The sequence below is a fragment of the Caballeronia sp. KNU42 genome, from assembly GCF_053760385.1.
The window spans coordinates 149,101-162,127 of record NZ_JBSNBT010000003.1 but is presented as its reverse complement, the minus strand read 5'-3'; the positions used below and the strand labels follow the sequence as shown (position 1 = coordinate 162,127).

The window sequence follows — 13,027 nt, the reverse complement described above, 5'->3', positions numbered from 1 at the left end:
TGGTCAGACAATGAAAGCACAGATTACAAAATCCGCTGGCAGTACCCGCGTGTTGAAAGTGGGACTGTCGGCGATCCTGGTGGCGGTGCTCTCGGCATGCGTCAACTATACGGGCATCCACGGCGACCAGAAGATGGCCGAGCCGCAACAGTTCCAGACCGCGCAAAGCCTGCCGGCCGAAGACGGTCACTGGCCCGCGCACAACTGGGCCGACCAGTTCGGCGACGCGCAGCTGAAGACCCTGCTTGAGGAAGCGCTTAAGGGCAGCCCCACGATTGCGCAGGCGCGCGCCCGCATCGCTGGAGCGCAGGCCTATGCCGACACCGCGAAGGCCAGCACGCTGCCGAAGGTCGACGCCAGTTACTCCCTGACGCGCCAGCAGTTGAGCGGCACCTTCGACGTGCCGCCGCCCTACGCGGGTAGCTGGCAAACCCAGAACAGCGGACTGTTGAGCGCCTCATACGATCTGGATCTGTGGGGCAAGAATCGGGAAGCACTCAAGACTGCCGTTTCCCAGGTGCAGGCAAGCGAGGCCGATGCGGAAGTCGTCAAGCTCACGCTCACGACTTCATTGGCCCGCACCTTTAACCAGCTTGCACGGCTTTACGTGCTGCACGATATTGCCCAGGAGGAAGTCGGGCGCCGCGAACAGATCGACCGTATCGCGGCTGGGCGCATCGCGGCGGGGCTCGATACCGCCGTCGAGCGCAAGACTTCGCAGGCGAATCTCGCGACCGCCCGCTCGACGCTCGCCGCGCTCGACGGCAGCATCCTGACGACGCGGTACCAGTTGGCCGCGCTCATGGGCGAGGGCCCGGACCGTGGGCTCACGATTGCGCGGCCTGCGCTTGGCGCGGGCGACGAAGTGCGTCTCCCGGACAACCTGCCTGCCGACCTCGTGAGTCGCCGCCCGGACATCGTCGCGGCCCGCTGGCGCGTCGATGCGATTACGCACGAGGTGAAGGAAGCGAAGGCCGAGTTCTACCCGGACATCAACCTGAGCGCCGCGATCGGACTGGACGCGTTTGGCTTCGGCCGCTTCCTGACGGCGGCGAGCCGCACGGCCAGCGTGGGTCCGGCAGTCCATCTGCCGATTTTCGATGCGGGTGAGCTGCGTGCGCAATTGAGGGGCCGTTACGCCGATTTCGACGACGCCGTCGCGACTTACAACCAGACGCTGTTGAGCGCCCTGAGCAACGTGGCGACGCAGCTTGCGCAGATCCGCTCAAGCGAAGTACAGCTGGGCGATGCGCAAACGGCGCAACAAAATGCGCGCGAAGCCGACGATCTGGCCATCACGCAGTACAAGGGCGGCCTGACGAACCAGCTGACCGTGCTGAACGCCGACATGAACACCCTGCAGGCCGATCAGGCCGTCGCCAACCTGCTGATGGACCGGCGCGACCAGCAGATCGCGCTCGCATCGGCGCTCGGCGGTGGCTACATTGATTCGGCATCCGAAACAACACCTTCCAACCCCGCCGTCGCCTCGCGCTGAACCGGCACGTTTGCAAACTCTCTGGTGAATTGACATGAGCGATACCATCAAGGCTGACCGCACGACTGACAGCACAAGTGCTGACGCGGCACGATCGAACAACAAAGGTACCCAGGATCGCCCCGCCCGAACGCCGCCGAACGCGACGCAACCCGCGGCCTCAGGCAAGCGCAAGCTGTGGCTCGCGCTGCTGGGCATCGGCGTGGTAGTCGCGGGCGCCGTGTACGGCGGGTACTACTTCACGCATGGGCAATATCACGAGTCAACGGACGATGCGTACGTCAACGGCAACCTCGTGGAGCTCACGCCGCAAGTGACCGGTACGGTCAACGCGGTCAACTCGGACGACACGCAGATCGTGAAAGCAGGCGACCCGGTCGTCACGCTGGACCCGGCCGATTCGAAGATCGCGCTCCTGAATGCCGAGGCGGCCCTCGGCCAGGCCGTGCGCCAGGTGAGCACGCTCTACGTGAACAACAGCTACTACGCGGCCTACGTCGCGCAGCGCGAATCGGACCTGGCGCGAGCGCAGGATGATCTGAAGCGCCGTGTCGCAGTTTCCGGCACCGGCGCGGTGTCGGCGGAAGACGTCGCGCACGCGCGCGACGCGGTGGCCTCCGCCCAGGCAGCGCTCGACGCCGCTCGCCAGCAGGCGCAATCGAACCATGCGCTGACCGACCGCACGTCAGTTGAACAGCATCCGGACGTGCAGGCCGCCGCCGCGAAGGTGCGCGACGCGTACCTCAGCTACGCACGCAACACGCTGCCCGCGCCGGTGACGGGCTACGTCGCGCAGCGCTCGGTGCAGGTTGGCGAGCGCGTCTCGCCAGGCACGCCCCTGATGTCGATCGTGCCGCTCGACGGTGTCTGGGTCGATGCGAACTTCAAGGAAGTGCAGTTGCGCCGGATGCGCATCGGTCAACCGGTCACGATGACGGCAGATGTGTACGGTTCAAACATCAAGTACCACGGACGCGTGATCGGCTTTTCGGCGGGCACCGGTAGCGCCTTCGCGACGCTGCCGGCGCAGAACGCAACCGGCAACTGGATCAAGATCGTGCAGCGCCTGCCAGTGCGTATTGCGCTCGACCCGAAGGAGCTGGAGGCGCATCCGCTGCGCATTGGGCTGTCGATGGTGGCCGACGCCGAGACGCGCAACGACTCCGGCACGCAGCTAGCTGCCGCGGTGAACACGGTCTATCACACCGATGTGTTTGCGCAGTACGGCAAACAGGCCGACGCGGAGATCGCGACGATCATTGGGCAGAACGAACTGGCAGCACCTGCGGCAACGGCGAAAACGGCACAGGTGAAGACTGCAAAGCCGGCCGCGACGAAGGTGGCGACGGCGAATCGAGCGGGCGTGCTGCGGTCTTCTTGAGCCTCGCCCGACACCCGGTGACCAGGGCAACAACTTGTATAGGGCACCGAGCCGCAGGATATTGAATTTTCAAGGACTCAAAATGCAGATTGGACTTTACACACTTTCAGACCTGTCGTCCCTTGGTGCCAACGGTCAAAGGGTCGACGCACATACCCGGATCAAAGAGACGATTGCCGCGGCGAAACTCGCGGAGCAAGCCGGTGTGGACATCTTTGGGGTTGGGGAACATCACCGGCTCGACTTCGCCGTATCGGTGCCGAGTGTCGTTCTGGCTGTGATCGCCGCTTCGACGAACACCATGCGTCTGACCAGCGCCGTCACGGTGCTCAGCACGGCCGATCCAGTGCGTGTCTATGAAGAATTCGCGACACTCGATCTGGTCTCCAGCGGCCGCGCTGAAATCATCGCAGGGCGCGGCGTTTTCACCGAACCGTTCCCTCTGTTCGGTTACGACCTTCACGATTACGAGGCATTGTTCGACGAAAAGCTGGCGCTGTTCAATCTGCTAAACAGGTCTGGGCGCGTGACCTGGAACGGTCGCTTCCGGACACCCTTGAACGACGCAGAGATTGCGCCGCGCGCGCTGCAACCCACGATTCCGCTGTGGATCGGAGTAGGCGGCTCTCCTGACAGCGCGATCCGTGCCGCCCGCCTCGGCTTGCCCATGGCCCTGGCCGTGCTGGGTGGACCTTATACCAGAGCGGCCCAGCTTGCCGCACTCTATCGTACCGTCGGCCAGGAGGCTGGGCACGCCGACACGTTGCGCGTCGCGATCAATGGACATCTTCACATTGCCGAGTCGTCACAGGCGGCTCGCGACGACTTTTATCCTCACTATAGTCAATACTGGCAGGACTCAACCCCAGCAAAGTCCCCTGGACCCAGAATCCCGCGCGAGGATTTCAATCGATCCATTACTAAAACCAGCGGCCCGTTTGTGGGAAGTCCGGCCGAAATCATCGACAAGATTTCGCTACTGCATGAGTTGACCGGGATGGACAGGCTCGTCGCGCAGATCGATATCGGCGGCATGCCGTTTAAAAAAGTCGCCGGGATGATAGAACTGCTCGCAGAGAAAGTGATTCCCGCTGTTCGCAAGCTATAAGCATCGCAGAACGACTGGGCGCACGATGAAGCCGAGCGCCGCTAACGGTTGGAAATGGCCGCAACGGGTTCCGCCGACGGATACGAAGTTTCCAATTCGATGGAACTACTCGTCGTCACCTACGCACGGTATGCGGCTGATTACGACCATTCTGTCTGACGGAGGCATTGTCAAGTTGCCGAGAGTGAGTCGGTACGTCGGCAGGTGTGACGACTATCAGAAAGCGGTCGAGGGATTCTGGGCGAGTTCGGCGAATTCATGCCATGTAACGAACCGCGCTGCAAGCTGTTTGCGATAGAGTGAAGCGCGCAGCAGATGTCACTTGAGTGCGAAATATTGCCGAATCAGCCCAAAGCACGAGAGAAATTTCTGTGTGCGTTTCGGGTGGCGAAAGCCGCGCATGCGACGCTCGCGTTCGCGTGTCGGTTGATGGCTGTTCTCGGCCCGGTTGTTTAGTCGGGCTGCAGCTTTGACAAACACGTGCTTCACATTCGCCAGTTCGGGAATCTCGGCTTTTGGCGCCGGATAGCTGCGCAACCGATCGGTGACGATCTTGCGCGGCACCGGGTTCGAGTGCAGCACACGCTTGAAGAAACGTTTGGCGGCCGCCTTATCGCGCCGCTTTTGCACCGGAATGTCGAGTTCGACGCCATGCTCGTCCACCGCACGCCAAAGCAGGTAAGGTTCGCCAAGTAGGGTGACGAACATCTCGTGGAGGGGCCATGTGCTACCGGGCTTCCGTCGCGCTGCTTTCGCCCGGTGAGCAAAGCCCTTGCCGAACTTGTCACACCAGCATCGGATCGTCTCGTAGGTCACGATCACCCCACGCTCGAAGAGCCGTTCCTCGATGTCGCGCAAGCTCAACTGAAAGCGGAAATACCAGCGCACAGCGCAACTGATGACTTCAGCCGGAAAACGATGACCGTGATACAGTGATTTCGATTTCTTCATCGCGCCATCTTACGTGACCGACTCAACAACCTGACGATGCCGATGAAAGGTATCGTGTCCGTCGCCAGGCATTTTGGTATGCAGGTGATCGCCGAGGGCGTGGAAACAGAGTCCCAGCATGAGGCACTGCGCGAGGCAGGGGTGCCTTTTGGTCAGGGCTATTTCTATCAGCAGCCTGTCGAGGCGAAACACCTGGCATCGAGACAAAAAACGGGCAAACTGCTGCGCCGCTAACGAAATGGAACTCAGCGCATAGCCAGGCGCATCAACACTTCGAAAGGTACTGCCAGGAGAAAAGCGCCACCCACTCCAAGACTCCACAGCGCGATGAACCAGACTATGCGCCCACGTTTCGTAGCGCGCGGCCTTGCAACATGACTTTGCATCGCACACTCCTAGTGATATTGCGCACCGCGAACGACCTTCCCTCTGAAGATCCAATATCCGGCCGTTGTATACGCGATGATGATCGGCAGAATCACGACAGCGCCTACCAGCGTGAAGATCTGGCTTGACCGTGGCGCTGCCGCGTCAGCCAAGCTTAGCGAATAGGGAATCGCGTAAGGCCAGATACTGACGAGCAAGCCAGTGTAGCCTAACAAAACGAGAGCAAGCGCGAGGATGAATGGCACGATATGCCGACGCGCGCGAACGGCAGAAAACATGAACCAGGCAACGATTGCGACAAGGAATGGCACCGACAGCAGGCGCGATAACAGGCCCGAGTCGAACCATCGTTTGGCGATCTGCGGGTCCGACAACGGTGTCCAGACGGATACGGCGATCATGAAGATCAGTAGTACGATCATCAGAGGCCGGATGAGGAGATGCAGTCGGCGCTGCAGGTCGCCTTCAGTCTTGATGACGAGCCAGCACGCACCCAACAACGCGTACGTAGCCATCAAGCCCAGGCCGCAAAACATGCTGAAAGGCTCGAACCAGAAGAATCCATCGCCGGCAAAAGTATTGTTGGTGACCGGGATACCGTGCAGGTAGGTGCCAAGGATCACCCCCTGGAAAAAAGATGCGCCTGCGGAGCCAGCAATGAAAGCAAGGTTCCAGAGGTTCTTTGTGCGATCCGCCTTGCCGCGGATCTCGAAGGAAACGCCACGGAAAATGAGACAGACCAGCATAAAGATTATCGGCAGATAAAGTGCCGATAGCGCGATTGAATACACCAGCGGGAAGGCCGCATACAGTGCCGCGCCTCCCAGCACGAGCCAGGTTTCGTTACCGTCCCACACCGGCGCAATGGAATGCATCATCGTGTCACGTTCCTCGTCATCTGGAAAGAACGGGAAGATCAGGCCGATTCCCAGATCGAATCCATCTAGCAACACGTACATGAAAAGACCAAAGGCGATTATCGCAGCCCACGCAAACGTCACGGTCATTTCGCACTCCCTTCGAACTTACGTTCACCTGCACTTTGCCGCCCGGCAGCGGCCAACGGCCTGCGGCCCGTGCGGTCCATGTCCATCACCGGCCGCACAACCGGGCTTCGTGGTGCGTCGGGCGCGACGGGCCCTTCCCGGATGAGCCGCAATATGTAGTAGATGCCCGTTCCGAATACGAGACAGTAAACAATGATGAAAGCCATCAGCGAAACCCCGACACTTTGCGAGGTGACGGGCGAGACCGCGTCGGCGGTTCGCAACACGCCATAGACCGCCCATGGTTGCCTTCCGACCTCGGTCGTGATCCACCCCGCAATCAGGGACACAAAGCCCATGGGACCCATCAGCAGCACGAAGCGCTGGTACCACCTGCTCTCGAAAATTCGGCCCCGTCGACGCAGCAACATGCCGGCAAGCGCCATCAGGATGATCAACACGCCAAGTCCCGCCATCAGGCGGAAGGTCCAGAAAATGATCGATGAACTGGGCCGGTCTTCCTTCGGAAAGTCCTTGAGGCCGCGGATCTCGCCGGTCCAGCTATGCGTCAGGATCAGGCTGCCGAGATGAGGAACCTGCACTGCATAGCGGGTGACCTCTGCGTTCATGTCGGGAAAGCCGATCAGGTTTAACGCGGTTCCGCCTTTCTCCGTTTCCCACAGCCCCTCTATGGCCGCAATCTTGGCCGGCTGATATTTTCGGGTGTTCAAGCCGTGCTGGTCCCCTATGATGGCCTGTACCGGCGCGAGCACAAGCAATAGCCAGAGAGCCATCGAGAACATGGTCTTGACAGCAGGATCGCGTCGGCCCTTGAGAAGATGCCATGCACCGGTTGCGGCGACCACGAGGGCCCCGACGATGAACGATCCAATCGTCATATGGGCAAGGCGGTATGGGAATGACGGATTGAAGATGATCTTGAACCAGTCGACCGGAACAACATGGCCATTCTCGATCCTGATGCCGTGCGGTGTCTGCATCCAGCTGTTAGATGCGAGAATCCAGAACGTCGAGATCAGCGTTCCGATCGCTACCATCAGCGTGGCGCCGAAATGGGCTCCGCGCCCCACCTTGTCCCAACCGAAGAGCATGACGCCCAGGAAACCCGCCTCCAGGAAAAAGGCCGTCATGACTTCGTAGGCTAGAAGGGGTCCCATCACCGGTCCAGCGAACTTCGCAAAACCAGACCAGTTCGTTCCAAACTGGTATGCCATGACAACTCCGGACACGACTCCCATGGCGAATCCGACCGCGAAGATTTTCGACCAATAGATGCAGAGGTCTTGGTAGTACCGCTTTCCGGTCCGGATCCACGCTGCTTCCAGAACGGCAAGAAAGCTCGCGAGACCGATGCTCAGCGCCGGGAAAATAATGTGGAACGATATGGTGAAAGCAAACTGTACGCGCGAAAGATCGAATGCGCTCGGATTCATAGCGGTAAGTACTCCATGTGAAGTCTGCCTTACTTACTAAGTGTCTGCGGCGCGATAATCTCGCGCCGCAGACGTCTCCGCCACCCACTAGCGCAGGTTGGTTCTGGCAAGTTCGACGATCTCATCGCCTCGCCCGTTCAGGATGGCGCGCAGCATGTACAAGCTGAAGCCCTTCGCCTGCGCAAGCTCGATCTTGGGCGGCATGGCGAGTTCATGCTTTGACGTCACCACGTCGACAAGCGCCGGCCCCGGGTGGGCGAAGGCCGTTTTCAACGCTTCGGCAACGTCTTCCGACTCCTCTACCCTGATGCTGAAAATCCCGGCGCCCTTCGCGATCGCCGCGAAATCCGTCTTGCTCAGATCGACGTTAGTGTCGAGGTAGCCAGCCGCCTTCAGTTCCATGGAAACGAACCCAAGCAGGCTATTGTTAAACACGACAACTTTGATTGGCAGGTCGAGTTGCCGTGCCGTCAGAAGGTCGCCAAGCAGCATGGATAACCCGCCGTCGCCGGATAGGGAAATGACCTGCCGGTCCGGGTTGGCGCCTTGCGCGCCAAGCGCCTGAGGCATCGCGTTAGCCATGGAACCATGATTGAACGAGCCATGCAACTGACGCTTGCCGTTCATGGTCAGGTAGCGCGCCGCCCAGAGCGTCGGCGTCCCGACATCGGCCGTGAAAATTGCATCTTCGCTGGCCGCTTCGTCGACCAGCCTGGTCAGGTATTGCGGATGAATCGGACTGCCCGGTCCTGCCGCGACGGCGAGGTCGTCCAGGTCTTTTCTCGCCGACACGTAATGCTTGCGGGCATGGTCCAGGAAATTTCGGTCGCCCTTGCGCTGCAAGCGCGGCAGGACGGCCCTGATCGTATCCTTGACTGTGCCCACCAGCCCGAGCGTAAGTGGCGCCCGGTGGCCTAGCTGTGAGCCCTTCCAGTCGATCTGCACGATCTTCGCGTTGCTCGGGTAGAACGGACGATACGGAAAGTCCGTGCCGAGCATCAGCAGCGTCTCGCAAGATTCCATTGCGTGATAGCCCGAGCTGAAACCGACCAGGCCGGTCATGCCGACATCGAAGGGGTTGTCCCATTCAACGAACGGCTTGCCGCGCAGAGCGTGGACCACCGGCGCTCCGAGCATATCGGCTAACGCGACAACTTCATCGTGCGCGCCGGCGGTGCCGCTTCCACACAACAACGTGACGTCTCTTGATCGGTTAAGCAGGTCTGCCAGCCGGTCAAGGTCAGCGTCCGCGGGGACGATTGACGGTGGGGCCGTCTCGGTCCAGCTTCCGAATGCCTCGAGGCACTCCTGCAACGCGACGTCTCCCGGCAACACGATGACGGCGACGCCGCGCTCCTCAATAGCCGTGCGCATCGCGCGCGCGAGCACACGCGGAAACTGCTCTGGGTTTGTCACGAGTTCTGCAAAATGGCTGCATTCCTGGAAAAGCTCCTGAGGATGTGTCTCCTGGAAGTAGCCGAGCCCGATTTCGGTTGACGGAATATGCGCCGCAATCGCGAGCACCGGTTGATGATTGCGATGGCAGTCGAACAGTCCATTGATCAGATGAAGGTTGCCCGGACCGCAACTGCCCGCGCACACGGCAAGCCGACCTGTCGATGCCGCATCGGCCCCAGCGGCAAACGCGGCGCTCTCCTCGTGGCGAGTGTGCATCCAGCGGATCGAGCCAATCTGGTCCAGGCTGAACGCCAGTCCATTCAAGCTGTCGCCTGTCACACCCCAGATTCTCTCGACGCCGGCGGCCTCGAGCGTTTTTGCCAGATACTCAGCAATAGTCTGTTTGCCCATGATTCGCTCCCGAAAGAAGAAATTCGCAATATGGTTAAGTCCGACTTTGGCCCCCCCGGGACCTCAACAAGTCGAACGGTGCACTACCCCGCGCCGGCACTTCGAACGCAAGCGCCAGCAGGAACTGCAGGCCTCAACCGAATGTGAAGGCATACGCTTCAAAGCCCGGGTCGAGAAACGCTATCGAGAAGGTGTGATCCGCAACCCCGTGCGTTTGCCGTAACAGCTGATACAAGCGGTGCTCGGTTACGGTGCCGCTGCCGTCAGCCGCGACATCCGTCCCATGCGCGTTACCGGGGGCGGCGCCGTCAATGCTTACGCGAAACCGGACAGGTTTTCCGTCCGCGCCCGGGCCCAAGACCAGATGCAGGTCGCGCGTATGAAAGCGGTAGACAATGTGCCCGGAAGCCGCTGCAAGCGTGCCACGGTCTTTCTCGACGTCCCATATACCCGCCAGCCCCCACTCATTGATGGCCGGCCGTGTGGGTGCAACGTACGTGCCCGGTTCGTCCCGAAGCTCGCCTCCCGGCGACGCGAAATTGTCCGCCTGTGCGTAACCGATGTAGGTTTCCGGGGACTGCACATCGCCGCTGTCAGCGGCCACCTCTACGTTAGGTGTCGCGGTGTTCGTCAGGCCCAGAGCGGTCTTTGCTGCATCTACGTCGCCTGCTTCTGTCAGCAATAGCTGGATGACCATTTCCGATTTCGCATAGTTGCCTTCACCGAAATTGTGGTGGCGGATCTGCCCGCGAGAGTCGACAAAATACTGCGCGGGTCAGTACTCGTTGTTAAGACCCCGCCAGATTGCAAAGTTGTTATCGATGCGACCGGATAATCGACGCCAAGCTCACGCGTCGCCTCTTTCACGTTCGCGATATTGCGCTCGAACGCAAACTCGGGCGCATGCACGCCGATTACCACGAGCCCCTGGTCCTTGTATTTTTGCGACCATTTTTTCAGGTAGGGGAGAGAGCGCAGGCAGTTAATGCACGAGTAGGTCCAGACATTGATCACCACAACCTTACCTCGCAACTCCTGGACCGTAAGCGGCGGCGAATTCAGCCACCGGACGGCGCCGCTTAGCCGCGGCAAGATGCCCTCGACCGGTAGCGGCGCGCTCTCCACGGCAGCGTCATGGTTCGTCGCACTCGCCATGGGGTTCGCCGCAACCTTGGTCATTGCGTTGCCGAACCGACTGACGGGCAAGACTGCGCCGGTCGAATTCTTTGCAGGCGTTAACTGGTCGACCAACTCCTGTTCGATGCCGCTTGTAGCGAAGGTCGATACGCGCGCCACGCCGGTGTCGCACCCCAACGAGATCGCAAGCACGCCGAGCAGCATTGCCGCACCGATCCCCCGGCGAATCCATTCACCCTCGCCGAGCCACCGCTTCATCAACGTGAAGACCTGCCCGCCGACCGGCAGTGCGATCGCCAGCGAGGTCGCCGTGCCCGCTGCGTAGGCCACCCGCAGCAACGTCGTGCTCAAGCTCGCGCCGCGTAGCGCCGCAGTGGTCAACATCAGACCAAGAATCGGCCCGGCGCACGGCGACCACAACAAGCCTGTCGCGATCCCGATCAGAAATGACGATTTCGGGCTGGCCGGCTTGCCGCCGGGAGCCGCGGACTCGGCAAGCTGGTTGCCTACGCTCATCAGCGGCTGCATCAACTCGGCCGCAAGGCGAGGTAGCAGTAGCATCAGGCCAAACAACGCGAGTAATGCGAGGACAAGCCAGCGACCGACCTGGTTCGCTTGCGTGATCCAACTCCCGCCGACCGCCGCAAGGCTCGCCACAGCAGCAAATGTCAACGCCATGCCGGTGAGCATTGGCAACACACTGCGAGCGAAGGGTTCACCAGCACGCGAAAAAAAGAACGGCAGCACCGGCAAGATGCACGGACTGAGAATGGTGAGAACACCGCCAAGATAGGCCAGCACAATGAGCAACATGGAATTCACGGCGGTTATGGATCTAAATGAGGTTCAGGCGAAAAAACCCGCGTAAATCACCACAAGGCTTTACGCTAGACACCAAAATTCGCTTGATGGGACACACGGTCGCGAGTGATATGAAAAAGACGAGGGATGTATCCTCGTCTATACCGAGTCGAGCGAATCGATGCGATGCAAATTCCTCATCAGCACTGCGTAGCGTAGCTGCCATGAGACCAAGATACGTGTCCGCGCATAAAATTGAAATAATACGAACTGGTGCTGATGCCCCATCTTAGGCGTAGGCGGTTCATGCATGCGTATGCGCCGCTTAGGTCGTGGATGCGGTACGAACGGCGGGAGTCATGCGAGAGATACGGTGCGCCGAGCATAGGCCAAGCGCGTGTCGATTCGGGCGCCATACCGGGCGCTATACCGGGTGCCATAGGTAAGTAAGAAACCCCTATACGCTCGTTGGGGCGCAGACATCGGTTTGTACACGGGTCTGGCAATCGTTTTCGACAAACGAGACGGACGCCCGCTTGAAAGCACCGCCGCGGCGCAAAAGTCAGACTATGGTTTTCTCAAAACGAGCCAGAGGTAATGTTCGATGGCATTGTCAAGTTGCCGAGAGTGAGTCGGTACGTCGGCAGGTGTGACGACTATCAGAAAGCGGTCGAGGGATTCTGGGCGAGTTCGGCGAATTCATGCCATGTAACGAACCGCGCTGCAAGCTGTTTGCGATAGAGTGAAGCGCGCAGCAGATGTCACTTGAGTGCGAAATATTGCCGAATCAGCCCGAAGCACGAGAGAAATTTCTGTGTGCGTTTCGGGTGGCGAAAGCCGCGCATGCGACGCTCGCGTTCGCGTGTCGGTTGATGGCTGTTCTCGGCCCGGTTGTTTAGTCGGGCTGCAGCTTTGACAAACACGTGCTTCACATTCGCCAGTTCGGGAATCTCGGCTTTTGGCGCCGGATAGCTGCGCAACCGATCGGTGACGATCTTGCGCGGCACCGGGTTCGAGTGCAGCACACGCTTGAAGAAACGTTTGGCGGCCGCCTTATCGCGCCGCTTTTGCACCGGAATGTCGAGTTCGACGCCATGCTCGTCCACCGCACGCCAAAGCAGGTAAGGTTCGCCAAGTAGGGTGACGAACATCTCGTGGAGGGGCCATGTGCTACCGGGCTTCCGTCGCGCTGCTTTCGCCCGGTGAGCAAAGCCCTTGCCGAACTTGTCACACCAGCATCGGATCGTCTCGTAGGTCACGATCACCCCACGCTCGAAGAGCCGTTCCTCGATGTCGCGCAAGCTCAACTGAAAGCGGAAATACCAGCGCACAGCGCAACTGATGACTTCAGCCGGAAAACGATGACCGTGATACAGTGATTTCGATTTCTTCATCGCGCCATCTTACGTGACCGACTCAACAACCTGACAGTGCCGGCCGCAGCTATCGCCTCAAGGAAGCCGCTGAAGCGCTTGTGCAAAAAACGAAAATCAGCTAAATAAAACCCTTAGTTCT

General features: G+C 60.0%; 7 protein-coding genes and 3 pseudogenes. 4 read left to right on the top strand and 6 right to left on the bottom strand.

All coding sequences use genetic code 11. The features are described from left to right. The first annotated feature begins 10 nt into the window (after positions 1-10). The 3 genes from ACSOSP_RS40950 (at position 11) to ACSOSP_RS40940 (ending at position 3,987) form a co-directional block, all read left to right on the top strand. Positions 11-1,498: an efflux transporter outer membrane subunit gene (locus ACSOSP_RS40950; protein ID WP_455315444.1), complete on the top strand. Its 1,488-nt coding sequence runs from the start codon at positions 11-13 to the stop codon at positions 1,496-1,498. Between the two features lie 34 nt (positions 1,499-1,532). Then, positions 1,533-2,879: an HlyD family efflux transporter periplasmic adaptor subunit gene (locus ACSOSP_RS40945; protein WP_455315443.1), complete on the top strand. Its 1,347-nt coding sequence runs from the start codon at positions 1,533-1,535 to the stop codon at positions 2,877-2,879. Positions 2,880-2,961: 82 nt separating this feature from the next. Beyond that, positions 2,962-3,987, top strand: coding sequence for an LLM class flavin-dependent oxidoreductase (locus ACSOSP_RS40940; RefSeq protein ID WP_455315442.1), 1,026 nt, complete (start codon positions 2,962-2,964; stop codon positions 3,985-3,987). 216 nt (positions 3,988-4,203) lie between these two features. On the opposite strand, the pseudogene ACSOSP_RS40935 reads toward ACSOSP_RS40940, so the two are convergent. Beyond that, positions 4,204-4,938: pseudogene (locus ACSOSP_RS40935) on the bottom strand (IS6 family transposase). A gap of 42 nt (positions 4,939-4,980) precedes the next feature. Here ACSOSP_RS40935 and ACSOSP_RS40930 point away from each other — a divergent pair. Further along, positions 4,981-5,172, top strand: coding sequence for an EAL domain-containing protein (locus ACSOSP_RS40930; protein WP_455315441.1), 192 nt, complete (start codon positions 4,981-4,983; stop codon positions 5,170-5,172). A 161-nt stretch (positions 5,173-5,333) separates the two neighbouring features. Here the strand turns inward: ACSOSP_RS40930 and cydB are convergent, their stop codons facing one another. The 5 genes and pseudogenes from cydB to ACSOSP_RS40905 all read right to left on the bottom strand — a co-directional run bounded on the left by cydB (position 5,334) and on the right by ACSOSP_RS40905 (position 12,906). Continuing rightward, positions 5,334-6,332, bottom strand: a complete 999-nt coding sequence (cydB, locus tag ACSOSP_RS40925) for a cytochrome d ubiquinol oxidase subunit II (RefSeq protein WP_455315440.1) — start codon at positions 6,330-6,332, stop codon at positions 5,334-5,336. Continuing rightward, positions 6,329-7,765 (bottom strand): cytochrome ubiquinol oxidase subunit I, encoded by a 1,437-nt coding sequence (locus tag ACSOSP_RS40920; protein WP_455315642.1) that lies wholly within the window; start codon positions 7,763-7,765, stop codon positions 6,329-6,331. The genes cydB and ACSOSP_RS40920 overlap by 4 nt, the downstream gene beginning before the upstream one ends. A gap of 87 nt (positions 7,766-7,852) precedes the next feature. Further along, positions 7,853-9,574 (bottom strand): ubiquinone-dependent pyruvate dehydrogenase, encoded by a 1,722-nt coding sequence (poxB, locus tag ACSOSP_RS40915; RefSeq protein WP_455315641.1) that lies wholly within the window; start codon positions 9,572-9,574, stop codon positions 7,853-7,855. A gap of 133 nt (positions 9,575-9,707) precedes the next feature. After that, a pseudogene (locus tag ACSOSP_RS40910) lies at positions 9,708-11,524 on the bottom strand (cytochrome c biogenesis protein DipZ). A gap of 647 nt (positions 11,525-12,171) precedes the next feature. Then, a pseudogene (locus tag ACSOSP_RS40905) lies at positions 12,172-12,906 on the bottom strand (IS6 family transposase). Positions 12,907-13,027 lie beyond the last annotated feature (121 nt).

Bases quoted from the DNA above. Each gene is read 5' to 3' on its own strand.
- ACSOSP_RS40950 (WP_455315444.1), top strand. From the start codon at position 11: ATGAAAGCACAGATTACAAAATCCGCTGGCAGTACCCGCGTGTTGAAA.
- ACSOSP_RS40945 (WP_455315443.1), top strand. From the start codon at position 1,533: ATGAGCGATACCATCAAGGCTGACCGCACGACTGACAGCACAAGTGCT.
- ACSOSP_RS40940 (WP_455315442.1), top strand. From the start codon at position 2,962: ATGCAGATTGGACTTTACACACTTTCAGACCTGTCGTCCCTTGGTGCC.
- ACSOSP_RS40930 (WP_455315441.1), top strand. From the start codon at position 4,981: ATGAAAGGTATCGTGTCCGTCGCCAGGCATTTTGGTATGCAGGTGATC.
- cydB (WP_455315440.1), bottom strand. From the start codon at position 6,332: ATGACCGTGACGTTTGCGTGGGCTGCGATAATCGCCTTTGGTCTTTTC.
- ACSOSP_RS40920 (WP_455315642.1), bottom strand. From the start codon at position 7,765: ATGAATCCGAGCGCATTCGATCTTTCGCGCGTACAGTTTGCTTTCACC.
- poxB (WP_455315641.1), bottom strand. From the start codon at position 9,574: ATGGGCAAACAGACTATTGCTGAGTATCTGGCAAAAACGCTCGAGGCC.